The 23,655-nt window shown below is 57.2% G+C and carries 18 protein-coding genes and 2 pseudogenes; 6 read left to right on the top strand and 14 right to left on the bottom strand.

Annotated elements, in window-relative coordinates:
* Positions 1–12 precede the first annotated feature (12 nt).
* Together uvrB and ABLO27_RS27150 are read right to left on the bottom strand one after the other, a co-directional pair.
* Positions 13–2,496: pseudogene (gene uvrB, locus ABLO27_RS18715) on the bottom strand (excinuclease ABC subunit UvrB); the annotation flags it as partial.
* Positions 2,497–2,573: 77 nt separating this feature from the next.
* A pseudogene (locus ABLO27_RS27150) lies at positions 2,574–3,003 on the bottom strand (excinuclease ABC subunit UvrB); the annotation flags it as partial.
* A gap of 265 nt (positions 3,004–3,268) precedes the next feature.
* Here ABLO27_RS27150 and ABLO27_RS18710 point away from each other — a divergent pair.
* Positions 3,269–4,120: a hypothetical protein gene (locus ABLO27_RS18710; protein ID WP_353034647.1), complete on the top strand. Its 852-nt coding sequence runs from the start codon at positions 3,269–3,271 to the stop codon at positions 4,118–4,120.
* Between the two features lie 68 nt (positions 4,121–4,188).
* Here the strand turns inward: ABLO27_RS18710 and ABLO27_RS18705 are convergent, their stop codons facing one another.
* Both ABLO27_RS18705 and betC read right to left on the bottom strand, forming a co-directional pair.
* Entirely contained in the window at positions 4,189–5,091 is a 903-nt protein-coding gene (locus ABLO27_RS18705; RefSeq protein ID WP_353034645.1) for an HNH endonuclease, read from the bottom strand.
* A 91-nt stretch (positions 5,092–5,182) separates the two neighbouring features.
* A complete protein-coding gene (gene betC, locus ABLO27_RS18700) occupies positions 5,183–6,697 on the bottom strand; it encodes a choline-sulfatase (protein ID WP_353034643.1) in 1,515 nt (504 codons plus the stop codon).
* Between the two features lie 192 nt (positions 6,698–6,889).
* Here betC and ABLO27_RS18695 point away from each other — a divergent pair, with 192 nt between their 5' ends.
* Together ABLO27_RS18695 and ABLO27_RS18690 are read left to right on the top strand one after the other, a co-directional pair.
* Entirely contained in the window at positions 6,890–7,366 is a 477-nt protein-coding gene (locus ABLO27_RS18695; RefSeq protein ID WP_353034641.1) for a MerR family transcriptional regulator, read from the top strand.
* Positions 7,320–7,703 (top strand): carboxymuconolactone decarboxylase family protein, encoded by a 384-nt coding sequence (locus ABLO27_RS18690; protein ID WP_353034640.1) that lies wholly within the window; start codon positions 7,320–7,322, stop codon positions 7,701–7,703. The genes ABLO27_RS18695 and ABLO27_RS18690 overlap by 47 nt, the downstream gene beginning before the upstream one ends.
* A gap of 117 nt (positions 7,704–7,820) precedes the next feature.
* Here ABLO27_RS18690 and ABLO27_RS18685 read toward each other — a convergent pair whose 3' ends face one another.
* Together ABLO27_RS18685 and ABLO27_RS18680 are read right to left on the bottom strand one after the other, a co-directional pair.
* Positions 7,821–8,300, bottom strand: a complete 480-nt coding sequence (locus ABLO27_RS18685; RefSeq protein ID WP_353034638.1) for a hypothetical protein — start codon at positions 8,298–8,300, stop codon at positions 7,821–7,823.
* 242 nt (positions 8,301–8,542) lie between these two features.
* Positions 8,543–10,006 carry an SLC13 family permease gene (locus ABLO27_RS18680; protein WP_353034636.1) on the bottom strand — a complete coding sequence of 488 codons (1,464 nt, stop codon included), beginning with the start codon at positions 10,004–10,006 and terminating at the stop codon, positions 8,543–8,545.
* A 281-nt stretch (positions 10,007–10,287) separates the two neighbouring features.
* Here ABLO27_RS18680 and ABLO27_RS18675 point away from each other — a divergent pair, with 281 nt between their 5' ends.
* Entirely contained in the window at positions 10,288–11,937 is a 1,650-nt protein-coding gene (locus ABLO27_RS18675; protein WP_353034635.1) for a hypothetical protein, read from the top strand.
* Positions 11,938–12,014: 77 nt separating this feature from the next.
* Here the strand turns inward: ABLO27_RS18675 and ABLO27_RS18670 are convergent, their stop codons facing one another.
* Both ABLO27_RS18670 and ABLO27_RS18665 read right to left on the bottom strand, forming a co-directional pair.
* Positions 12,015–14,546: a methyl-accepting chemotaxis protein gene (locus ABLO27_RS18670; protein ID WP_353034633.1), complete on the bottom strand. Its 2,532-nt coding sequence runs from the start codon at positions 14,544–14,546 to the stop codon at positions 12,015–12,017.
* Positions 14,547–14,755: 209 nt separating this feature from the next.
* The gene (locus ABLO27_RS18665; protein WP_353034631.1) at positions 14,756–15,061 is read right to left on the bottom strand and encodes a SelT/SelW/SelH family protein; all 306 of its coding nucleotides are present in this window, start codon (positions 15,059–15,061) and stop codon (positions 14,756–14,758) included.
* 141 nt (positions 15,062–15,202) lie between these two features.
* Here ABLO27_RS18665 and ABLO27_RS18660 point away from each other — a divergent pair, with 141 nt between their 5' ends.
* Positions 15,203–16,027 (top strand): choline/ethanolamine kinase family protein, encoded by an 825-nt coding sequence (locus tag ABLO27_RS18660; RefSeq protein ID WP_353034629.1) that lies wholly within the window; start codon positions 15,203–15,205, stop codon positions 16,025–16,027.
* Here ABLO27_RS18660 and ABLO27_RS18655 read toward each other — a convergent pair.
* The 5 genes from ABLO27_RS18655 to ABLO27_RS18635 form a co-directional block, all read right to left on the bottom strand.
* Entirely contained in the window at positions 16,017–16,976 is a 960-nt protein-coding gene (locus ABLO27_RS18655) for a heparan-alpha-glucosaminide N-acetyltransferase (protein ID WP_353034628.1), read from the bottom strand. The genes ABLO27_RS18660 and ABLO27_RS18655 overlap by 11 nt on opposite strands.
* A 521-nt stretch (positions 16,977–17,497) precedes the next feature.
* Positions 17,498–18,805, bottom strand: a complete 1,308-nt coding sequence (gene hisD / locus ABLO27_RS18650) for a histidinol dehydrogenase (protein ID WP_353034626.1) — start codon at positions 18,803–18,805, stop codon at positions 17,498–17,500.
* Positions 18,802–19,551 carry an aspartate/glutamate racemase family protein gene (locus ABLO27_RS18645; protein WP_353034624.1) on the bottom strand — a complete coding sequence of 250 codons (750 nt, stop codon included), beginning with the start codon at positions 19,549–19,551 and terminating at the stop codon, positions 18,802–18,804. Before ABLO27_RS18645 ends, hisD begins: the two co-directional genes overlap by 4 nt.
* Positions 19,548–20,750, bottom strand: a complete 1,203-nt coding sequence (locus ABLO27_RS18640; protein ID WP_353034622.1) for a DegT/DnrJ/EryC1/StrS family aminotransferase — start codon at positions 20,748–20,750, stop codon at positions 19,548–19,550. The genes ABLO27_RS18645 and ABLO27_RS18640 overlap by 4 nt, the downstream gene beginning before the upstream one ends.
* A gap of 12 nt (positions 20,751–20,762) precedes the next feature.
* Complete coding sequence (locus ABLO27_RS18635) at positions 20,763–21,788, bottom strand: D-cysteine desulfhydrase (RefSeq protein WP_353034620.1); 1,026 nt, start codon at positions 21,786–21,788, stop codon at positions 20,763–20,765.
* A gap of 117 nt (positions 21,789–21,905) precedes the next feature.
* On the opposite strand from ABLO27_RS18635, the gene ABLO27_RS18630 reads away from it, so the two are divergent.
* Positions 21,906–22,814: a LysR family transcriptional regulator gene (locus tag ABLO27_RS18630; protein ID WP_353034619.1), complete on the top strand. Its 909-nt coding sequence runs from the start codon at positions 21,906–21,908 to the stop codon at positions 22,812–22,814.
* 119 nt (positions 22,815–22,933) lie between these two features.
* On the opposite strand, the gene ABLO27_RS18625 is transcribed toward ABLO27_RS18630, so the two are convergent.
* Positions 22,934–23,407 carry a DUF3775 domain-containing protein gene (locus ABLO27_RS18625; RefSeq protein ID WP_353034617.1) on the bottom strand — a complete coding sequence of 158 codons (474 nt, stop codon included), beginning with the start codon at positions 23,405–23,407 and terminating at the stop codon, positions 22,934–22,936.
* Positions 23,408–23,655 lie beyond the last annotated feature (248 nt).

The following is a 23,655-nucleotide window of genomic DNA, read 5'->3' as shown; positions in this document are numbered from 1 at the left end:
ATGGTATCTATCTTACTGTCCCGGCCGGCCACTTTTTTTCGGTCGTCCGCGCCGTTTCTTCTCATCCGCCGGATCTTCGTAGGACCCTGCACCGATCTTGCCGCGGACAACCGGTTTGACCGGATCGCTGTCCTGGCCGAGCGGTACTTCCGTACGGCCGACGGTCATTTCGTCGAGTGTGTTCTTGCGGACCTTGCTTGATGGAGGCGGAAGGCTGTCCGGGCCACGGCCTGCGTTTCTTTCGCGTGCGGCCCGGGCCTTGTCGGCAGCGGTCTGTTTCTTCTTGCCGCTGGCGCCTTCCTTGGTGCCGCCGGCGCCGAATTTCTTGTTGCCCTTGTAGCCGCCGGTCTTGGCGTCGACGTCGGACTGGCGGGCCATGGCGTCGTCGGCGACGGCAAGCTCGGTTTCCTGCAGGCGCTTGATTTCGTCGCGCAGGCGTGCCGCTGTTTCGAAGTCAAGATCGGCCGCAGCATCGCGCATCTTCTTTTCCAGATCCTCGATATGAGCCGCCAGATTGTGGCCGACGAGCGAGCCTTCCTCGGCAAAGCCTGCATCCACCGTGACATGGTCCTGCTCGTAGACGCTGTCGAGAATGTCGGCGATGTTGCGTTTGACGCTTTCCGGGGTGATGCCGTGCTCTTCGTTGTAGGCGAGCTGCTTTTCCCGGCGGCGATTGGTTTCGGCAATCGCCCGCTCCATGGAGCCGGTCATGTTGTCCGCGTAAAGGATGACCTTGCCTTCGACGTTTCGGGCAGCGCGCCCGATGGTCTGGATCAGCGAGGTTTCCGACCGCAGGAAGCCTTCCTTGTCCGCGTCCAGAATGGCGACCAGCGCGCATTCGGGAATGTCGAGACCTTCGCGAAGCAGGTTGATGCCGACCAGCACGTCGAAGGCGCCGAGCCGCAGGTCCCGCAGGATTTCAATACGTTCCAGCGTGTCGATATCGGAGTGCATGTAGCGCACCCGCACACCGTTTTCGTGCAGGTATTCGGTCAGGTCTTCCGCCATGCGCTTGGTGAGTGTCGTCACCAGCGTGCGATAGCCTTTCTGGGCAACTTCGCGCACTTCGCCCAGCAGGTCGTCGACCTGGCTTGAGGCGGAGCGGATTTCCACCGGCGGATCGATCAGGCCGGTCGGGCGGATGACCTGTTCGGCAAAGACGCCGCCGGACTGGTCCATCTCCCAGGAGCCCGGGGTTGCCGACACCGCGACGGATTGCGGCCGCATCGCGTTCCATTCCTCGAAGCGCAGCGGGCGGTTGTCCATGCAGGAGGGCAGGCGGAAGCCGTATTCGGCCAGCGTCGCCTTGCGGCGGAAGTCGCCCCGGTACATGGCGCCGATCTGCGGAATGGTGACGTGGCTTTCATCGGCGAAAACCAGCGTGTTGTCCGGCAGGTATTCGAACAGGGTGGGGGGCGGCTCGCCCGGCTTGCGGCCGGTCAGGTAACGCGAGTAGTTTTCGATGCCCTGGCAGGAACCGGTGGCTTCCAGCATTTCCAGGTCGAACATGGTGCGCTGCTCGAGGCGCTGGGCTTCGAGCAGGCGGCCGTGATTGTTCAGTTCCTCCAGCCGGTGCTTCAGCTCTTCCTTGATCGACTTGGTCGCCTGGTTCAGCGTCGGTTTCGGGGTGACATAGTGCGAGTTGGCGTAGATCTTGACGCTTTTCAGCTCGCCGGACTTCTTGCCGGTCAGCGGGTCGAACTCGGTGATGTTCTCGATTTCGTCACCGAACATGGAAATGCGCCAGGCGCGGTCTTCATAGTGGGCCGGGAACAGTTCTATTGTGTCGCCGCGCACACGGAATGTGCCGCGCTGGAAGGCCGCGTCGTTGCGCTTGTACTGCAGGGCCACCAGATCGGCGATCAGCTGGCGCTGGTCCATGCGCTCGCCGACCTCGATGGCGAAGGTCATGGCCGTATAGGTTTCGACCGAGCCGATACCGTAGATGCAGGACACCGAAGCAACGATGATGACGTCGTCACGCTCCAGCAGGGCGCGGGTAGCCGAGTGGCGCATCCGGTCGATCTGCTCGTTGATCGAGCTTTCCTTCTCGATATAGGTGTCGGTGCGCGGGACGTAGGCTTCCGGCTGGTAGTAGTCGTAGTAGGAGACGAAATACTCGACCGCGTTGTCCGGGAAGAAGGCCTTGAACTCGCCGTAGAGCTGAGCGGCAAGGGTTTTGTTCGGTGCCAGGATAAGTGCGGGGCGCTGCGTGCGCTGGATCACCTGCGCCATTGTGTAGGTCTTGCCCGAGCCGGTGACGCCGAGCAGCACCTGGGTCTGCTCTCCGGTCTCGATGCCTTCCACCAGTTCCGCGATCGCGGTTGGCTGGTCGCCCTGCGGTTGGTAGTCCGATTTCAGAACGATCTCGACGCCGCCCTCGGATTTTGGCGGCCGTTCCGGCCGGTGTGGAACCCAGGCCTCACCGTTCTTGTGCAGCGGATTGCCGGATTCGATCAGCGCCGACAACGCTTCGACAGTGGCTGTCGCGCCCTGATTGCCGGTCAGCTCGCCGAACTTGCTTTCCTTTTTCTTCTTCTTGTTTTCTTTCTTGTGTTCCTTGAGCTGCTGCTCGAGCTTCTCCGCCTCTTCGAGCGTCATGTCGAGCCCGGCGACCGGGTTCAGTCCGCCGGCAGCTCGTTCCCTGACGCTGTCAGCCTTGCCGATCGAGGTTCCACGCGCCGACTTCGTGATTTTTTCTTTTTTTGGAGAAGGCTTTCGTCTGGCGCTCACAGACGCACGTTCGCTGCGCTCACTGTCCTCCGCGGGGGCGGCCTGACCGGCCGGCGCGCGGTCGCGCTTGCCTTCGCTTTGCTCAGGAGATCTTTTGCCCTTGCTTGCGGTCTGTGAGACAGGCTTTTCGGCTTCCTCGGCGATCTCCGCGGCCCAATCGCTGATAGAGCCGGACAAGGGTGTGCCGGAAAGGGGCTTTTGCGGCGCTTCGCCGAAGCCGTCTGGGGATGTCGTGTCGTCGGAACCGGATTTGGTGGGGCGTTTGCTCATGCTGCGCAATATGGTCCGGTTCCCCGCGCGAGGGAAGGGGGCTGTTGCGGCTTTGTTCCACTTTTTGCCACTTCCTGTCAGTCTCCTGACACAAGGCTGTCAGGAGGAGCTCGAGGGCTGTCCAGAAAATGCTTCCTGCGATCTGAAGTCCGGTGCCAGGAGCCGGGGCCACAAAAGTGGCGGGTTTGTAAGTTGACGTAACGCTCGGATGTGGTGTCATGACCGCACCGACCAAGGTTGATTTAGAAAGTTTGGAGACGCGCCGATGTTGCTCGATCGCAGACAATTGATGAACCTGTCCGTGGCCGGAGCTGCCGGTTTGTTGTTGCCGGGCACGAAGTCACTTGCTCAAGACGGAATGGCAACTGTCTTTCTGGATCACTTCTCGGCTCAGGGGTTCGAGACTCTCGAACCACTCAGTCTGCTTACCGATTTCGGATTCAATGGTGGGCTTCGTTTCGACGATACGCGTCCCGCTTATCCGGATGGAGCCTCCACCTGTGTCCAGCCGGCCTGCAGGATCGACGATATCGGCAAGGCTGGTGAACCCGGCGTTCTGGCGCTCTTCAACATCATGGTGGTCAACATGCCGGACCCTTCGAGGTCCGGGGACATTGCCGAACGGCTGATCGAATTTGCCATCGAGAAAGGCGAGCTCGATCCGGAACAGCTTGTGTTCGTGTCTACCGACCTGTTCGAACCATATCTGAACGACAGCGCGCTGTTGCAGAAAGGCCGGTTTGTCCGTCGGGATCTGAATGAGGCGATGTCCGTCGGCGACGGATCAGGATACTTCGCTCCTGCCGGACATCCGCAAACGCCGGGTTTCCCCACGGCCGGCATCTATTATCCGTCAGACAGCAGCACCGGCGGAGACTTGAGCTATCCCCTGCAAGGTTATCTCGAGATCGGTGAGATCGCACTGGCGGACCAGCAGGCCGCCAGACCGGGACCTGTCGGCGGCGGCTTCGGTCTGGAACGTCTCGCGATGGCGGCCGGCAAACCGGCTCCGGATTTCACCGAGAGCCGGGTCGCCTTTCTGGAGTTGGCCAGACAGGAAGCCGAGCAAAGCGGCAAGGCGTTGCCACCGGGATATGAGGCCTATTCGAAGTTTTGAAATTCGTCAGTGAGTGCCTGATCAATAACTTCCGTTGTTCGTTCGAAGTTCAGATGCGATGCTCGAGGTTATTTCTTAAACTTGTTTGTCCGATGCCAATCCAGATAATGCGGATGAGGTTGATGCGCCGGATCCTCAGGTACGCGAGCCTTCATGTCTGCATGAAGCATGTGAGAGACGTCGTAATTCAGATGTCGTGATGGAAGAATGTCGAAGTCGTCTGAAAGTGACAACAAACCTCGATCAAACATCCAATGAACTGTGCCTGATAGTGCTATTCCGTTTTGGATTGAATCATTTCCACCGTTCTCAACTGGTATGATGTGCGCTGCTTCGACTTCAGGTCGCCCTTTGCCATTGATGAGACGAAGTCCAGTAAAGGCGCAGGTGCGGTCATAAAGCTTGCGAATGTGATGTCGAAATTTCGCGTCTCGGAATGGCCGATTAACAAGCTGAGAAATTATCGGGCGTTCGCCATAAGGCCCCGCTAGCGGCGTTTGGTGGAGTTCGCCGAAACCGTCGGAGGAAGAAGCCTCGTCCGGATTATCTGTACGAGCAGGCCATTCATCTTGTGCCGATAAACCTGCATTGATTATGGAACGAAAGTCCTCATCAGACAGAGGTCTTATTGCATTTATTACACGACCGCCGTTGGGTTTTCCGTCTGCTTTGAAAAGTCCAGTTTCGTATCCGCCATGCTCTGAGTATTCCAGCGGGTGATCAAAATCTACGCTCTCCTCCAGGTAAGTGTAATAGTGACCTTCTTTTTCAGTGTCGGGGGTGATGTGCGTAGGCTTTGCAACCATTGTGTAATATCTACTTGGCATGCCAATGACAGGCCCATAGTAAACGACCCAGTCCCCAATCGACTGTTCGACTGTGCGCAGATAACGCTTAGGGAAGTGATGCTTGACACCCTTTATGTCATCATAAGGACTGTTGGGTTTGTAGTAAAAAATCGCGTTTGCCATCAATCGCATAGTTTGTTGAAAAGGTTACCGTTTCAACCTATCCGATAAAGTGCTTCGGTCAATCCATGAAATTGGACACTGGTGCGATCTCTCACTCACCCCGCGGATAGCGCTGGCTTTCTTCCACTTCGTTCAGGTCCATGTGGTTGCGCATGTAGCGTTCTGAGGCCTTCTGCAGTGGCTGGTAGTCCCAGGGGAAATAGGCGCCGTTGCGCAAGGCTTCATAGACGATCCAGCGGCGGGCCTGTGACTGGCGAACTTCGGCGTCGAAGGTTGCCATGTTCCAGCCGGTGCGGACGGCCTGTGCGAAGCGGGCACTCACGTCCGCATAATCGGGATCGTCGGCGAGATTGGTCAGTTCGTTCGGATCGCTTTCCAGGTTGAAGAGCTGCGGTGGATCGAGTTCGCAATGAATGTATTTCCACTCGCCTTCGCGAATGCCGACAAGCGGGGCATAGGAGGCTTCCGCAGCATATTCCATGAGCACGGGGCTGGTGCGTTCCTTGCCGATCGCGAGCGGGATCAGGCTTTCGCCGTCCGTCCAGGGCATGATCTCGCTCATGTCGATGCCGGCGAGATCACAGACCGTCGGCAATACATCCAGCGTGCTGACCGGCGTTGGGACTTTCTCCGGTGTCAGGCTCTTGTCGGAAATCATCAACGGCACGCGGGACGATCCTTCGAAGAAGGTCATCTTGAACCAGAGCCCGCGCTCGCCGAGCATGTCGCCGTGATCGGAAACGAACAGAATGGTCGTGTCTTCGGCCAGGTCCATGGCGTCGAGGGCATGCAGGATTTCGCCGATCTTGTCATCGAGATAGGTGATGTTGGCAAAATAGGCACGGCGCGAGCGGCGAATATCTTCTTCGGTAATGGTGAAGTTGCGCCAGTCATTGGCATCGAAGATGCGTTTGGAATGCGGGTCATGGTCTTCATAGGCCATGGCCGGGATCTCCGGCAGCAGGTGATCGCAATTCTCGTAGAGGTCCCAGTATTTCTTGCGGGCGACGTAGGGGTCGTGCGGGTGGGTGAAGCTGACGGTCAGGCAGAAGGGCCGATCGTATTTGCCCCGGCCGTAGTCGTAGATCTTGCGCACAGCCTGGAACGCGACATCGTCGTCATATTCCATCTGGTTGGAAATTTCGGCGACACCCGCTCCGGTCACCGATCCCATATTGTGGTACCACCAGTCGATGCGCTCGCCCGGCTTGCGATAGTCCGGTGTCCAGCCGAAATCCGCCGGATAGATATCGGTGGTCAGGCGCTCCTCGAAACCGTGCATCTGGTCGGGGCCGACAAAGTGCATCTTGCCGGACAGGCATGTCGTGTAGCCGGCACGGCGGAGATGGTGCGCGTAGGTTGGAATGTCGGAGGCAAATTCTGCGGCATTGTCATAAACGCCAGTGCGGCGCGGCAGCTGTCCGGACATGAAGCTTGCGCGACCCGGCGCGCAAAGCGGCGAGGCGGTATAGGAATTTTCAAAGCGTACTGACTGCTCGGCCAGCTTTTTCAGATTGGGCGCATGCAGAAAGTCCGCAGGACCATCCGGAAACAGCGTTCCGTTCAACTGGTCGACCATCAGGATCAGGATGTTCTTGCGGTCCATATGTCATTTCCTCCCAAACATGATGCGCAATGATCTGCTTTTCATGATGCGGCTTTTTGGATTGATCGATCAATCAATATCGACGTGATTGTCGGGATTTACGCCAGTGAGGGCGAATTCGAACAAATTACACTTGACCTGGAGTGCACTCCAACCGGTAGGTGAAGAAAATCGTCCTGTTCGGAGACAGACATGCGAATTGGTGATCTTGCGGAAAAGTCGGGTTTGTCCACCGACACATTGCGCTATTACGAGAAGATCGGACTACTTCCCAAACCCTTGCGCGATGCGGGTGGGCGCCGGATCTACGATCAGACGATCCTGCGCTGGATCGACTTTCTCGATCGGCTCAAGGCAACCGGAATGGGCATCAAAGACCGGTTGCGATACGCGGACCTGCGGACGAAGGGCGGTGCATCGCTCACCGAACGCAGGGAAATGCTGGAGGTCCATCGGGTGAAGGTTCGCGAGGACATTTCGCGGCTTGCCGAGATGCTGTCTGTGCTGGACGAAAAGATCGACCTCTACAGAAGGATGGAGGCAGGCGAACCTGTCGATCCCGCCTTCGACAACTGTGCCCGGACCGAACACGGTGCCCAGCCAGGCCTGAAGGGGCAAACACATGAGCCAAGCACTCAAGCGGGGACGCGCGCTGACGCAAAACCTTAATCCGGATCTGGAAACCGTCCTGAAGGATCGGTATGACGATTTGCTGCCGGAGTTCGCGGAGAGCCTGATCGAGTGGGCCTATGGCCGGCACTATGCGAGGCAGGGGCTGGATCTGAAAACCCGACAGCTATGCACGATTGCCGCCCTGACAGCGCTGGGCGGCCAAACCGCACCGCAGCTGAAAATAAACATCGAACATACGCTGGCTGCTGGCGCCAGCCGGACGGAGGTCGTTGAAGCGATCTGGCAGATGGCGGTTTATGGCGGCTTGCCTGCGGCGATTAACGGTTTGAATGCAGCGCGTGATGTTTTTGATCAGCAGGACAAGCCAGCATAGTTTCGGAGCGGTTTTCGGCGAAAATCCAGCCAGTGGCGAACCTGTCGCCACTGGCGTTCAAGTGTGCATGAGCAATGAAAATCAGCGAAGGATTGTCATCGTCCGGCTCTGACGTGATCAGTTGACGCCGATGCGCATCCCGTCGAACTGGTTGCCGAAGGTGCGGGCCGGTTTGACGTCAGTGGCCAACGGGTTTTGTCCCTTGGCAAAGGACTGGCCGGTAAATTGACCGGTGACACTTTGGAACTGGCCGTCGACTTCATCGGAGAAAGTCAGGTCATAGACAATTTGGGTGGCGCCGTCGTCGCCGGTCTCGATTTCAGGGTGGTTGAAATCAATGATCGTCGCGCGTGCGCTGTCCGGCCCGGTCATCTTCCAGGATCCGAGACCGGATGTGTATCCGCGAACTTGCTGTCCCTGGCTTATGAGGCTGACCGTACCTCCGGGTTTGAGCGCGAGTACCCGCTGGCTGGTATTGGGTTGCACCAGCAGATATGTGCCTTCGATAGCAGTGTTGTCACTGTTGGCGGCAAGAGCGACGGGGGCGGCGACCAGCGAACCCGCCATCAGGGCGGCAGGAACCAGAGTTTTCATCATTTGCAAGTTCTCCCTAGATGGTTGTCTTGTCCCATTTTGAGACGACTGGTTAGGAGATGGGGACGAAATGCCGCGGAAAACAGTCCGTTGGACCTTAAACTTTTGACAGGTTCGAGACCTTCAGATGTGTTTGTGATTGAGGCTGCTCGGTCTTCACTCTGGCTTTGTCGACCGTGCAATCCTGTGCGGAGCGAGACTTGAACCTGCGGGCGGCAAAGTTCTGAAACGCGCCTGATCCGGGCTTACCACCCGGCGAGCGGTCTGAAGACGAAGTAGACCATCAGGGTGCAAACGGCGATCCCGCAAAGATTGAGCCAGATGCCGGCCTTCGCCATATCGAGGATTTTCAGATCCGGATTGGAAAAGACGATCGCATTGGGAGCGGTCGCCACCGGCATCATGAAAGACATGTTTGCTGCAAGGGCTGCCGGGACTGCAAGCAACAACGGGGTCAGGTCGAAACCGACAGCCACTGCGGAGACTACGGGGAGGATTGTCGCAGCGGAAGCAGGGTTCGACATGATTTCTGTCAAGAACACCATCATTGTCGTGACCAGAAGCACCATGGCAAAGACGGCGATGTCGAGACCGGATACCTGTTCACCAATCCAGTCTGCCAGTCCGGTGATCTGGAAGGCCAGGGCGACGGCCAGGCCACCCCCGATAAGGATCAGCACGTTCCACGGCAGTCCCGCTGCCGTCCTCCAGTCGAGCGCGAATTCCGTCATGTCCGAGTTTACCGGCAGGGCAAAGAGCAGCAGTGCCGCGACCAATGCCACTGTCGTATCGGTGATCGGCAGTCCGGTGAGATGCGAAATCTGATCGCCGAAGATCCAGCCGACCCCGGCGAGAAAAAAGACGGCCGCGACCGTTCTTTCCGCACGGCTCATGGGTGGCAGTTTGCCGTGTTCACTTCGAACGGCCTCGGCAAGGTCGCGTCCTTCGATGTTCCCGGATGGATAGAGCGCAACGGTCAGCAGGAGCCAGGCGAGAACCAGCATCACCAGAGTGACCGGCAGTCCGATCATGAGCCAGTCGACAAACTCGACCACGATGCCGTACTCGCCATAGAGGATCGTAGCCAACAGGGCGTTGACCGGCGAACCGATCAGTGTCGCCATTCCGCCGATGGAGGCGCTGTAGGCAACGGCGAGCATGAGGCCGACGGAAAACTGTTTCAAGGTATCCGGTGTTGTCGATTTCGCCTTGATGAAGTCGACAACCGACAGTGCCACCGCATACATCATGATGGTTGCAGCGGTATTGGTGATCCACATGGACAGGAATGCGGTTGCCACCATGAAGCCGAGCGTGAGTTCCCGCGGCCGTGTCCCCACGCGGGAGACGATCGCCAGGGCAATGCGCCGGTGCAGACCGACGGACTCAATTGCCATGGCCAGCATGAAACCACCCAGAAACAGGAAAATGAGCGGGTGGCCGTATGCGCGGGTGACGGTGCCGACATCGGCAATACCGGAGAGCGGCATCACGATCACCGGCAGCAATGCCGTGGCTGCAAGCGGCAGGATTTCACTCAGCCACCAGGCCACCATCCAGCAAAGCAGCGCAAGCAACGCCCAGGCTTCGGCGGACATGCCTTCCGGAGCGGGCAGGAAGCGGACAAGAATGTAGAGCAGCGGTCCGGAAAAGAGCGCAATGAGTGTGCGAATGGGAGACGTTGAAGCCCGGTCTTTGACTTTCTGCATGCCAGTGCTTCCCCGGCTTCGAACACAAAAACAAACAACTTTCCAGAATGACCTGAAGCCTAATGGGCCGCTTTGAAAGCCTCAAGTCCCGATCAAGTGAGCCGCTTTGTCCCGACCTTTATGAGTGTACGGAGCTGACATCGGAGTTGCCCAGATCATGTCGATGAAGTTCCTGCAGGATTATACTTTTTCGACCCGGTGTGATTTCCTGACGCAATCGGCTGAAAGGGAATCTGCGTTTCGAGGGTGTTGTCATCCTCTTCGCTTCAAGGGGGCAATCGATGCGAGCTCTGCTCTTTATGGGAGCTTTTCTGGTCCTGCTGTCCATGACTGTTCGGGGCTTGCAGGCAGAGGACGAACCGAACCACATAGATTTCGCCATGTGGTTCCAGTCCGACATACGCGACACGCCCGAATGCGATCTGACCTATCGGGATGGCAGATATGATTTCGGTCCGGACGTCACCAACCCGGCAATGTCCTGCCCGGATTCCTTCGCCTGGAAGCTGTTTACCCATGTGGTTCTGTCGAAGTTCTGGGAAAACTGGAGCAGCGACCGCCAGACCTGGCCGCCAGACCCCTGGCCACGGTGCCAGCCGGGTAGTCTCGCTGAAAACTGTTGCTCCGGGCTTGAAGGATCGAACGATGGCGAACCGGCGCATTGCCCGGTGTTTCCGGGCGATGTGGCCGGTGTACCCGAACACGTACTCGAAGCGCCTTCCAAGGCAAGAAGTCTGCCGTTGTCAGTGGCAACCAGAACACAGGGAAAAGATCAATCGGTAACCTGGGAAAACGTGCCTGACAGTCTGAAAGCAGCCGTGATCGGTGACCTGCAACGAGAGCTGGTCTACCGCAACAAGCACATGATGAACTACATCTTTGACAGGCAGATGTATCATGCCGACGGCCTGAGAGCGATCTACCAGGCGCATGTGGGCAAGCTTGGCGCCTTCGCTCCCTATCGGCCGAAGATCCTCGATCCGAATGCCGAATTCGCGCGGCCGCAAGTGCCTGCATCCGTCGAATTTCCGATCAGGTCGATTGTCGTAAAGGCAAACTGGCTGTCGTTTGAAAATGCCCGAATGATCGGTCTGGATCCTGATGATCCGGAGCTTCCGTTCATAAGGATGGACCTCGTGTCGAAGCATGCCGGCACGGGATCCAGAACGCCAGAACCTCATATCCTGATAGCCTTTCACATCATTTCCAAAGACCTGCCAAACTGGTTCTGGTCCACGTTCGAACACGCTGCCAATCCCGGGCGATGCGACTTCACGGGGTGCAATGACAGCTTCGGTTTCATCAGCACCAATCAGCACCACTCAGACGAGGCAGATCTTCAGGGGGAGGCAGCCAATTTCATCCCGCCGCACCAACTGCGAGAGGTTGATGGAGACGCAACAGCCGTGTTTGACCTGGCAAAATCCTATGCTGGTGCCGACCGGATGGGGTCAGCTCTTGAAACACTTCTGACTGCGCTGCGGATCGCGTCAGCCGAGGAAGAAAACAAGTCCGGATTGCCAACTCCCGAGGACAAGGCCTGGCGATCCTACAGGATGAAGGGCAGCCAGACCGATTTCGTGTCGGCAACAGGCAGGTCAACTCTGCTGGGCAATTCTGTCACGGAAGCCGGTCTGGTCAACAGTTCATCATGCATCTCGTGTCATGCGCGTGCCGCGATAGATCAGCGCGGTCTCGTGCCGTTCGGGATGCGGATCAATCATCTGAACTATTCGGGAATTTCAGAAAGTGCCACGGGCATACCTGAAGAGGGATGGTTCTACGTGAACGCCTATTACGGTGTGAACGGCCAGGAGCAGGCCACGGAAGTGAGGGCTGTTCAGTCGGACTTTGTATTCGGAATTCGGAATGCCTGCCCGATGAGCAAAATGACCATCGGACCTTCCCGGTGTGTGAATGTGACGAAGTGAGTCAGCGCTCGGAGACCTCTCACAGGTCTCCGGAATGCACTTTGATTATCAAAACAGGTTGAAAGGGAAGGGGCAGCTTATGCGGCTGCCACGTCCTGCAGAAAACGGTCGATCCTGCCGGTAACTTCGTTCAGTTGCCGGGTGGCTGCGTCGGTGATGTCTTCGACTTCACGGGCGGACTGGCTGGTCTCGCTGGAGCCTTTGGAAAGATCGCCAATGTTGTCGGTTACGCTACTGGTCTGGGCCGCTGCCTGGGAGACACCCGAAGAGATCTCGGCGGTCGCAGCCGCCTGCTGTTCCACCGAAGAAGCCATGGCGGCCGCCGTTTCGTTGACGTCCTCCATCATGCCCATAATGGCGCTGATGGCCTGGACGGCGGCATCCGTGGAAGACTGAATTTCGGAAACCTGGCTGGAGATTTCGTCGGTCGCCTTGGCTGTCTGGCCTGCAAGGGATTTGACCTCCGAAGCAACCACCGCGAACCCTTTTCCGGCCTCTCCGGCGCGGGCCGCCTCGATGGTGGCGTTGAGGGCCAGCAGATTGGTCTGCTCGGCAATGTCCTGGATCAGCTGGACAACGGCCCCGATTTTCTCGGCCGCAGCCGACAGACCCTTGACCTGATCATTGGATGTGCGCGTCGCACCGGTCGCTTCCTCAACCCGGTGCAGCGTGTCGGTAACCTGACGGCCGACCTCCTGCACCGATGCGCTGAGTTCTTCCGTTGCTGCAGCGATCGTCTGCACATTGTCGCTGGCCTGCGTGGAGGCCGTGCTGACTTCCTCGCTCTTGCCGCTGGTGTTGCGGGCAATGCCTGACAGCAGTTCCGCGGTCTGGTCGAGTTGCTGCATGTTGCCGGTGACGGTGGAAAGCGCGGTCTCGATATCGTCGCGGAATTCGGCTACGAGCGCATCAACGGTTTGCTGCCGCCTGCGGACTTCTTCCTGTCCGGCACGTGTCTGTTCTTCCAGCTGCAAGCGTTCCTGTTCACGATCCGCGAATGTGCCGACTGCCTTTGCCATGTGGCCGATCTCATCCTTGCGATGGGCCGCCGGCAGCGACAAGTCGGTGTCGCCGTCTTTCAGTTTGAGCATCGCGGCTGTCAGTCCCCTGATCGGGCGAACAATGGCTGCGGAAAGCAGGACGACGAAAGCAATGCCGAGCATCAGGGCAAGGGCCAATGTCAGAATGATCTGGGTCTGCGCGGCACCTGCGCTCGTAACCGCGGATGCTCCAGCGCTTGTGCTGATGTTTGCCGCCTGATCCGTCAGTTCCGCTGCCGCCTTGGCGAAGGCCTGTTCACTGTCCAGAAGGGCCAGAGTCGTCGATTTGACGTTGGCAAAGGTGGTATCCAGCTGAGGCAGCGTTTCATTGCCGGCCGTCACGAGGGTCTTCAAGGGCCCATCCAGCAGATCGGTCATGGCCTTGTCGGAGCTGTGTTTCGCTGCGGCAAGACGGATTTCTTCCAGGCTGTTCAGCTCTGTTTGCGCATCGGTCAGGTAGACCTGAAAGGCTTCCGCAGAAACCTCGGAGGAAGTGTTCAGGTAATCCGAATAGGCGCTGCGGATGCCGAGCACATTGCGCGCAACGCTTTGGGTATAGTTCGACAGCAATGCGAGATCCGCCGTCGCACGATCATATTCCCTCAACTCCTTGGTCAGTTCCTTGATCGGTTCTTCGGCCGCCTCGACAATGGAAATGGCCAGTTCGGTCAAGCCCTGAACGGCGGGTTGAAAATCGCTTTCCCAGGCAGCGTCCGTATTTCCGCTTCCGGCCGACTTCAGATGTGCCTTGATCAGTTTCTCAAAAGCCTTGGAGCTCTTTGTCAGTTTCTTGACGTTTGCCTTGATTCCATCGGTCTTTACCGCCCGCCGGACGGCCTTGGCATCCTTGTCCAGGGCCTTGACCCGGTCGCTCAGTTTCTTGGCGCTGGCTTTGTCGGGAGACGCGGCAAAGGCTGAAGCTTCCTGTTCCAGCACGATCGCTGCCACGCGCATGTTGCTCAAACGGGGAGCGACCTGCGACAGCTTTGTCATCTTGCCTTCGTTGTTGATCGCATGCACGGACCGGTACGAGGCAAGAGCCTTGTAATCTGTATATGCCTTGTTTGTGGTCTCGACGAGAGTGGCGGTCAGGCCGTCGAGTTCAGCAACGGCAACGTCTCTTTTGCCCCGGTTTTCGGTCAAGCCGCCGAAATTGGTATCGAGATCGGCCACGATCGATGTGAGCGCCTGGGCAACCTGCGGCCTTTCCTCTGCCAGCTGACCGGTTTCCGAAGAGATCAGGGCAATATCGGCCTGAACCGCTTCAGCGTCGCTGGCATTTCCTTCGCGGCTGAATTTCTGGGCGTGCGTCAGCAGCTGGGGAACACCGCCAAGAAGTTCATTCGCGGTTTTGGCAACAGTCACGGAGTTCTGAACCCGCGAAGCTGCGATCAGGCCGCTGGCACCGACGCCGATGGCGCATAACAGCATCACGGCGAAGCCGATCCGCAATTGTGTCTTGATCGACCAATCAAAGAAGAAGCGTTGCCGTTGAGGGCTGGCAACGTCCTGTTGGTTGCGAGAGGTCTCAGAAACGTTTTTCCCGGAAGAAAGGAAAGGGAACTTCATTATGCGGCTCCGACCCAGCGTTGTTCAGAGCACAATGCCTGCAAATATTTAAAAAGAGCCAAATGAGAATAGATTTGAGTAAGAAATTTTCACTGTGTTGCCAGATAAACCGATGGATTTGAAAAATTTGCTTTGTAGTACAAGCTTGTGCAGTGATTTCCAGACCCATTGACGCTGTTCGGTTTTGGTAAAGGGCGCTGCGTCCGTGGTCAGGTTTTTGCGGATGGTTTTTCCCTGTCGGAATGTCCAAGGTCCTTTTCAGGCCAAAGAAGATCTCTGAGCCGTTGTTTCAAAATCTTTGCCTCCGGGAAGCCTCCGTCCTGTTTTCGGTCCCAGATCAGGGTATCCTCACAGGTTATGGTGAAGGTTCCTCCGGTTCCCGGCACCAGTGTGACAGCCCCGGCTTCTTCGGAAAATGTGGACAGGATTTCCTGAGCCATCCACGCAGAACGGAGCAGCCAATTGCATTGGCGGCAGTAGGTGATGATGATATGCGGCGAGGGGACGTTGGTCATGGCGTCTCACCTGATCCTTTCATGACGTGATTGCATCTGCTTGTGCCATATTCCGATACGCAAAAACCAGAAGACTTGTACCCTGACGTTTGCCTGGTATTTCAAACTCAGGCGCGACTCCAACTCATCTGTGGTGAGTTGATGCGTGTGACACCGCATGCCGGCCTGACAAATCGCGTCTACCGGATTGAGGCCGGAAAAGGTGTTTTTTTTCTTCGCCTGCCACGCGAAGAAACGGCCGGCATGATCGACCGGAATGCCGAAGCGTATAATCTGCGAGGGGCTGCCGGACTCGGTGTGGCCTTGCCTCCGTTGTTCTGCGATCCCGACAAGGGAATATTGCTGACCCGCGCCATGGACGAAGTCGAATGTGCTCCAGAGGACCTGGCAATCCAGATCGGACGCGCAGTCGGACGATTGCATGCTTCCGGTCTTGCGTTTTCAGGGCGGCTGGATCCGGACGAGGTTTATCGCGCGCAACAGCACTCCATTTCATCCTCACCGCGTTACAGGAAGGAAATCAATCTGCTCGATGCGGCAATGGAGAAGATGAGGACATTATCGAACTCCCGTTCTGCAATGCGGTTGGTGCCAAGTCATGGAGATCTGTCACCCGGCAACTGTCTGGTGACTGCAGAAAAGTTCTGGCTGATCGACTGGGAATATTCGGGCATGTCCGAGCCCGCCTGGGATCTTGCCTACGCGGTCCTCGAAAATGGTTTCTCGCAAGAGCAGGAAACTGCATTGCTTGCCACCTATTGCGCGAGCGGAGCTTCGGAGGTCTGTCCGACTGCGGAAGACTTGCGGATCATGAAATCAAGGTGCGATGCCGTTTCCGCCGCCTGGGCTCTGGAGCAGCTGGTGAAGGGGCGGGACGAAGCGACCTTTTTGCCATTCGCACGAGCGCGGATCGAAAGGGCACTGCACAGGCTCGATGATGTCGAAACACGGCTGACTAGTCGATGACAGACTTCCATTCGGGGTCTGCCAGGCACTGGACGTAACTGTTGTTCATCCGGGCGCGAAGCGACTGGTTGGTGGGATCGTCATTGAGAGCCGTCCAGACACCGTCATTTTTGAGGCGGTCGACGGTGCAGCTGCACGCCGCCTCGCAGATATCAGGCGCACCGAGATTGTCCTGGCAAGCCACCGAGCAATTGCGGATGAAAGTTGTTGCTGCCCGGTCGACGTCCGGTCCGAACAAGGTTGCTGTCCAGACGAGGCTGAAGAGAACCGGTTGGTGCAGCAGGTAAACCATAAGGGAATGCCGTCCAACGAACCTCGTTGAACGTCCAGTCGGTCCCGCGAAGCGCAACGCGCCGAGCTTTTCCCAGATTCTTGAAACTCGAAAAAACCTGGAAAGAGCGAGGCCTGCAAGCGTAACGCCTGCCCATGGAGCAACAGGCACATAATCAACGCTGCCATAGTCGGGTGTTCCAAGTCCCGTCCAGAGCCAGAGTTGCCCATTGAAGAAATAGGAACTGGCCCACAACGGCAGTGTCAGGAAAAAAGCGGATGCAGCGACTGTCAGCCACCAAGGTGCGCGCGTGAAAGGAATGGCAATCAGGCTTGCTGCAGCGATGGAGTGCAATATGCCGAAGCGGACAAAACTGTTTCCGAAGGCAAAATAAGTGACGAGAGAAATTGCGGCGGCGGCTGCGACAATCACTGCAAAGCGGCGCCAGAAGGCATGCCAGCGAATGCCATTGTGATGTGCCAGATCAAGGCTTACACCGGCCAGAAACAAGAAGCTTCCGGCGATGGAAGCCGCAAAGCTGCGCCATCCGGCACCTAGAGTTACAGGCCAATCGACAAATCCGAACCAGGAAAGATCCCAGGAGAAATGGTAAACCGCCATGGCAACAACGGCGAGGCCTCGGGCTAGGTCGAGCACGGCCAATCGTGTTGTCTGCATCAGCGGGCTTTCCAGAAATGGTTCACTTGCCGAGTGCTACAGTCTCGGAACCATTTCATCAAGCTGTCGGGATGAATTCTGTCGGAGTGAAGGTCAACTGCTGAAGGTAACGACGAGTGTCGTAAAAAGTGCCGCTATTGCCAGCATGGCACCCACATATGGCCAAGGAGAAGGCCGATGGACGGTAAACACATCATGGTTCGCCGGATCCTGCCACATACCAATTTTCCCTCTGTCCCACCATCAGGTGTCACGACAGTGCTGTAACAACAGGGCAACGGAAAGATGGTAAATGAAATCTAAACCGGTTTTCCCAAGAAAACTGCCAAGTTGTGGAGTAACCGGCAAAGTAATATTTTGCGTGTTGACCCAGCGAAGCTCTTGTAAATTCTGCTGAATTATCCGGACTTCTTGTGCCTTTTGGTGAAAGCCTGCTTTCACCGCAGATTTTCTATCCACATGTGGTCGGCGAAAACGCTGCTCCGGTAGGCCGGATTGTGACCAAAATCGGGCTGAGCAAATCAGTCTGACGCCGAAAGTTTGAAGGTTTCACCGGGGAAAAACTTCTCCAGGCGAACGTCTGCCGTGCGTGCGTGTCCCTCCATCCCCTCCAGCCGGGAAATACGCGCAGTTGCCTCTGCGATGGGGCGTGAACCCTCCCTTGTGGAACGCTGCCAGGTGACCGTTTTCATGTATTTATGAACAGACAGCCCGCCGGTGTATCTTGCCGCGCCTGAGGTCGGCAGCACATGGTTGGGCCCTGCCGCCTTGTCTCCGAAGGCAACGGTTGTCTCTTCTCCCAGGAACAGTGATCCATAGGAGCGAAGCCGCTCAAGCCACCAGGGCAGGTCGGCTGCTTGAACGTGCAGGTGCTCCGGGCTGTAGCTGTCACAGATCTGTGCCATTTCCTCGCGGTTTGAGCACAGGATGACCTCACCGAGGTCCCGCCAGGCGGCTTCGGCATTTTTTGCATTGGTCTCTGGCAGACTGGCAATGATGTCCGGAATGAGCCCCATGACCCTTTCAGCAAGGTCGCGATCATCGGTGACCAGCCAGACGGGAGAATTGTATCCGTGCTCCGCCTGTCCGGCGAGGTCCCAAGCGACCAGATATGGATCCGCAGTGCTGTCTGCGGCGACGAGCGAGTCCGTTGGGCCCGCAAACATGTCGATACCGACCCGTCCAAAGAGGATGCGTTTGGCTTCGGCGACAAACTGATTGCCAGGGCCGACGAGAATATCGGCTTTCGGAAGTCCAAAGAGACCGAAAGCCATGGAGGCGACACCCTGAACACCGCCCATGTTCAGGATTGTGTCCGCACCGCAGAGTTTCATCGTGAAAAGGATCGCCGGGGGAATGCCGATGTCCGGCCGCGGGGGAGAGCAGGCGGTGATGTGATCGACGCCGGCAACCTTGGCCGTGGTGATTGTCATGATGGCCGAGGCTATGTGGCTGTATCGCCCTCCCGGCACATAGCAGCCAGCGGCTGAAACGGGCATATGTTTCTGACCGGCAAAGAAGCCCGGTTGAACCTCCAGCTCGCAGTCGGAGATCGTTGCCCTTTGTGCTTCGGCGAAACGGCGAATATTGTCGTGAGCAAAGCGGATGTCGTCCTTAAGCTTCTCTGGAACCGACCCTTCGGCAACCTCCAACTCGGCAGACGTGACCAGGACCGGACCGTTCCATTTATCGAACTCGGATGCATATCTGATGGCGGCCTCGTCACCGTTCGCTTCGATCTCGGACAACATCTTTTCGACCGCGTCACGAACGGTCGACTGGTTGCCCTCAGCGCCCGGCGTCGCCTTTTTCAAGTATTCGATACTCATGGTCGTTGGTCTCCGACACTTGTCAGGTTTTGCGCGGCGCCATGTGCAGCCGTTGAAAGAGAAAAGGAAACGGCTGCTTCAACCAGAACGTCCAGACTGTCGACGATCCTGAACCGCTGCTTCAAGTCGTCCGCGAGGAGTGAGAATTCCGTGCAACCGACAAGCAGAACTTCGCATCCTTCACTCTCCAGCTCCGCTGCTGCGAGATGGACGTTCTCGCGCGCGAGAGCATCATGCGCCGAGACCTTCAGCGCTTTAATCGAGGAAAGAATTCGGTCTTCGTCCCGCGAGTAGACGGTTTTCAATTCTCTTGCCGATAGCGGGTTCTGATAAATTCCGGTCATTCGAACCGCCGGGGAGGCGAGGATGCCAACGCGTGTGCCCGGCGCAATGCTGGCGATATGTTCTGCGGTCAGGTCCACCATCGAAAGAAAAGGAATCCCGACAGCATTTCGGATCTGGGCCTGGTAGTTGTGCGCTGTGTTACACGGCATCACAAGAGCCCTCGCGCCGGCCGTTTCAAGGTGTTTTGCCATGCCCGCCAGTGTTGGAGCCGGATCAACTCCCGTTCCTTCAATCAACGCCTTAATGCGCGAAGGAACCTGTGTGTTGTTGTCGACGATGAGTGGAACATGGTCGGCGTCATCTGAAGCCTGTACGGCCTGAACCACTTTCTGCATGAAGAGAATGGTTGCTTCCGGTCCCATGCCACCCAGAACACCGATGACCCGTTTGCTGTCTGTCATGTAGCACCAGATCCCATGTTCTGATAGGCCGTGTGGGAGAGAATGCGCGCGATGTGTTCGCAGTCGTCTAGCGTGAAACTTAATGGAATGCGCATATCAAAAAGCCCGGACAGGACTTCGTCGGTCTTCGGAAGATCCTGCGGATCGACGTATTGCCAGCTGTGATGATTGGAGGTGAAGGCCACGGGGTTTTCATCTCCAAACCATTTCAGTTCGACGCCAAGGGCTTTGTTGTCGGCAACGAACCTGATCGCTTGCGTTTTGGAAATCCCTGGGATGCGGAACTGGATGGAGCTGCCGACATAAGCCTCTTCATCCGGCCGATGTGGCATCCGCACATTCGGGACATTGGACAAGCGCTCTGCAATCAGGTGGTAACGCTCGTTCCAGCGCCGGATACTGTCATCAAGGGCCGTGAGTTGAGGCAGGAGAATGGCTGCGCGGAGATTGTCCATTCGTCCGGACATGTTGGGCGTTTCAAGGCGGATGGTTTTGAAAACTTCCGCCGGTGGCGCCGCGCCGTGGCGTTCATAGAGCATGTAGGACCCAGAAAGCATGATTGCTCGCGCCATGAACTGCGAGTCGTCTGATGTCAGCAGGCCACCTTCGCCAGAGTTCAGGTGCTTGTAAGTCTGCGTCGAGAAACATCCTGCCAGACCGAAGCTTCCACTCAGCCGTCCGCTCCAGCTGGCGCCCATCGTGTGTGCGCAGTCTTCCAGAAGAATGACATTCTTTGCTTCAAGGAGCCCGGTGAGGGCCTCCATGTCGCAAAGGTGACCGCGCATGCTGGAAAGCAGCAGCATTTTTGCACCGCTTTCCGAGATCTTTGTTTCGAGATCGGCGAGATCGAGGACCAGATCTTCGGTGACCTCGACGAATACGGGTTTTGCGCCCACCGCAGCGATTGCACCTGGAACCGGGGCGAGCGTGAAACTGTTGGTCAGAACCGCGTCTCCGGGGCGGACCCCGGCGGCACGCAGCGCGATCGACATGGCATAGCCGCCGGAAGCGCAGGCGAGGCAGTATTTCGCTCCCTGATACCGGGCGAATACCTGCTCCAGTTCAGAGGCTGCGCCCAATTCTTCACCCAACGTGTTGTAGCGATGCAGGCGGCCGCTGCGCAATACCTCTATCGCAGCGTCAACCGCCTGTTCTGGGATTGCCTCCTGTTGGGTGAAAACGCCACGAAACGGTTCCACGATCCTCTCCGTCTATTCTGCTGCGTCCGAGCCGGGTGCTCCATAACCGAAAGAATCGGTGTAGCCGAACAGTGCGACCGCACCACCGGTGTGCAGGAACACAATATTCTGATCGTCAGAGAAAGCGCCCTTCTTCACAAGATCGATCAGGCCGGCAGCTCCCTTGCCTGAATATACGGGATCAAGCAGAAGACCTTCGAGCCGGGCGAACATTTCAATGGCTTTCAGGCACTCGGGGGTCGGAATGCCGTAACCTTCGCCGACATAGTCAGTGTTCGCCTCCACATCTTCACGTTTGACGACGCCCGGGCAGCCGAGCTTTTCAGCGGTAGCGACTGCAAGTTTGAAGACGTTTTCTTCCTGTTTCGGTTTCGGTGCGCGTACACCGATGCCGAGCAACGGAATGTTGGCGTTGATCGCCTTCAGTCCGACAACGAGCCCCGCCTGCGTGCCGGCGCTTCCCGTGGCATGAACGAGACGATCGATCTTGAGGCCCATGGAGTTGGCCTGCTGGACCAGTTCCATGGCGGCGTTTGCATATCCGAGTGCGCCTGTGGGGTTCGAGCCACCGCCTGGAATGGTGTAGACGTTTCTGCCCTGTTGCCGGAAGCGATCTGCGACGATTTCCATCTCGGCGTTCATGTCGAGGCCACCCGGCCGTTTTTCCGCGCTGGCACCGTGCAGGAAGTCGAGAAAAACGTTGCCGTTGCCGTTGTAGTTCGGATCCTTCGAGCCGGTTCTGTCTTCCAGAAGGATGTGGCAATCCATGCCGAGCCGGGCTGCGAAGGCTGCGGTCTGTCGAGCATGATTGGACTGAGTTGCGCCTTGCGTGATTACGAGATCTGCGCCTTGTTCCCTGGCTTCGGCCATCAGGAATTCGAGTTTGCGGGTTTTGTTGCCGCCCGTGGACATGCCCGTGCAGTCGTCCCTCTTGATCCAGATACGCGGTCCGCCGAGGGCTTCCGAGAGACGGTCCATCGGCTCAAGCGCCGTCGGCAGATGCGCCAGTTGCAGGCGTGGAAAGCGTGAAAAGTGCATATTGAGCGTCTCCGGAAAGAAAAGTTCTGAAGAAACTGGCACGGCAAATCAGGATGTTCAAATGCAATCTTGTCGGTATAACTTGCAGGAACTGCATAATCTTTCGAAGGCAACGAAATGCGAATTGATTGGCTTGAGGACCTCGTCGCACTTCTTGATACAGGATCAGTTGTTGAAGCGGCCGCTGCGCGTAACATTTCGCAGTCTGCGTTTTCGCGTCGCATTCAGGCGCTTGAGAATTTAATGGATGTGGCACTGATCGATCGGGAGACAAAACCGAACCGTCCTGTGGCAGCGCTTCGAAATCAGGAGCAGCAAGTGCGCCAGGCAGTTCTCCATCAGCGCCACCTGATCAAGCAGATCCAGATCGAGAGCAGGTCCGGCTCGAGGCTGGTCGTCGTGGCCTGCCAGCACGCGATAACGACATCGCTCGGGCCTCCGATCGTCAAGATGGTTTCCAGTCTGGGGAAGGCGCATGTGCGACTGCGCTCAGCCAATCTCGATGAGTGCGAAATGCTGCTCATGACAGGGCAAGCGGACTTTTCAGTCACCTATCGTTTGCCGGGAGAGAGCGGCAGCGGTCCGAACGCGATGATCGAGGAAACGCATATTGCCGATGAAAGACTGATACCTGTCTATGCTGCGGACCGCATGGATGACCTGCGCAAGAGGCTTGGCGTCGGCGAGCTGGAGATCATTGCCTATCCACCGGACGTGTTTCTCGGCATGTCGATGAACAAGCACGTGTTGCCTGCGGTCGAAAGCAGAGCCGCCGTCACTGTGGTCGCAGAGACCGCGCTCACGCTCGCGGCAATGCAGATGGCGAGAGCAGGCATCGGTGTCGCCTGGGTTCCCGAAGCGCTCGTTTCGTCTGATGTTTCGGAGGGGCGCCTGCGGGATCTGAGCGACACACTTGATGATCTGAGGATGCAGATTGTCGGTAAGCGGAGACTGGACAATGTGCAGGATCTGCATGCTCCAATCTGGGAGGAGCTTTCAGAGTTTCTGGAGCCCCGGGTCAGCTGATAGGCACTAACCTAATCAGCGCTCCTAGAGATCTGCCGGAGCATTGACGACGGTTTCAGAGTCAGGCCTTCAGGCAGGCGCGCGAAAGGCGTGCCCAAGTCCATCCTGCGATGGAACCGTCAAAGATCAAGTGCGTCCAGGCCAGCTTCCAGATAGTCCGCAAGAAGCGGCATGCCCAGGAGGTATTTCGCTGTTGAACCAACCGCCCGGTCGCGGGCTTCGTCAACGACTTGATCAAAGTCCTCAGCGTCGAAGTCGCCGCGGCCGATCCAGGTGATGGCGACGAGCTCTGCGGCTTCGTCGACATTCAGGTCCTCAATCAGCTCACGCAGTTCTTCGTCGGAGAGGTCGTCATTTTCCTCTTCCGCCAAGCCGTCGTGATTGTGGCTTTCCTCGAGCGAGTCTTCGTCAAATTCGACGTCGCCTTCATGGCCGCCGTCGAATGTGTCCTGCAATGAAGATGCAACTGCGCGGGCCTTTTGGGCAAACAGTCGGATCGTATCTGCAGATAAGGTGAGATCGATGTCCATGGCTGCCTCCGACAAACCTTTCTGTTCTTTATCGATCCACTTTTCGTCATTGGCAATGGTCATGATGCGAATTCCTGTTCTGCAACGTCCAAGACCTTCCGTAAGGTTATCCACGATATTCAAGGTCTGTGAACTCGTATCAAGTTAAAAACCGGAACTTGTTCATGTGCTGGCGTGAACAACCTTGCGAACTTTTATCTGTCTTGCTTTACTTTGCCCACGAACAGATTGCTGTCCTTGACCCGGATCAACGCAGACATTGCAAAAGACTGAATGCCTTCAGGATTTATCCTGCCGGCATATCGGGCTGG

It is taken from the genome of Roseibium sp. SCP15, assembly GCF_040329435.1.
In the GTDB taxonomy this organism is placed as follows: Bacteria; Pseudomonadota; Alphaproteobacteria; order Rhizobiales; family Stappiaceae; genus Roseibium.
This window is presented reverse-complemented; position numbering and strand designations above follow the sequence as displayed.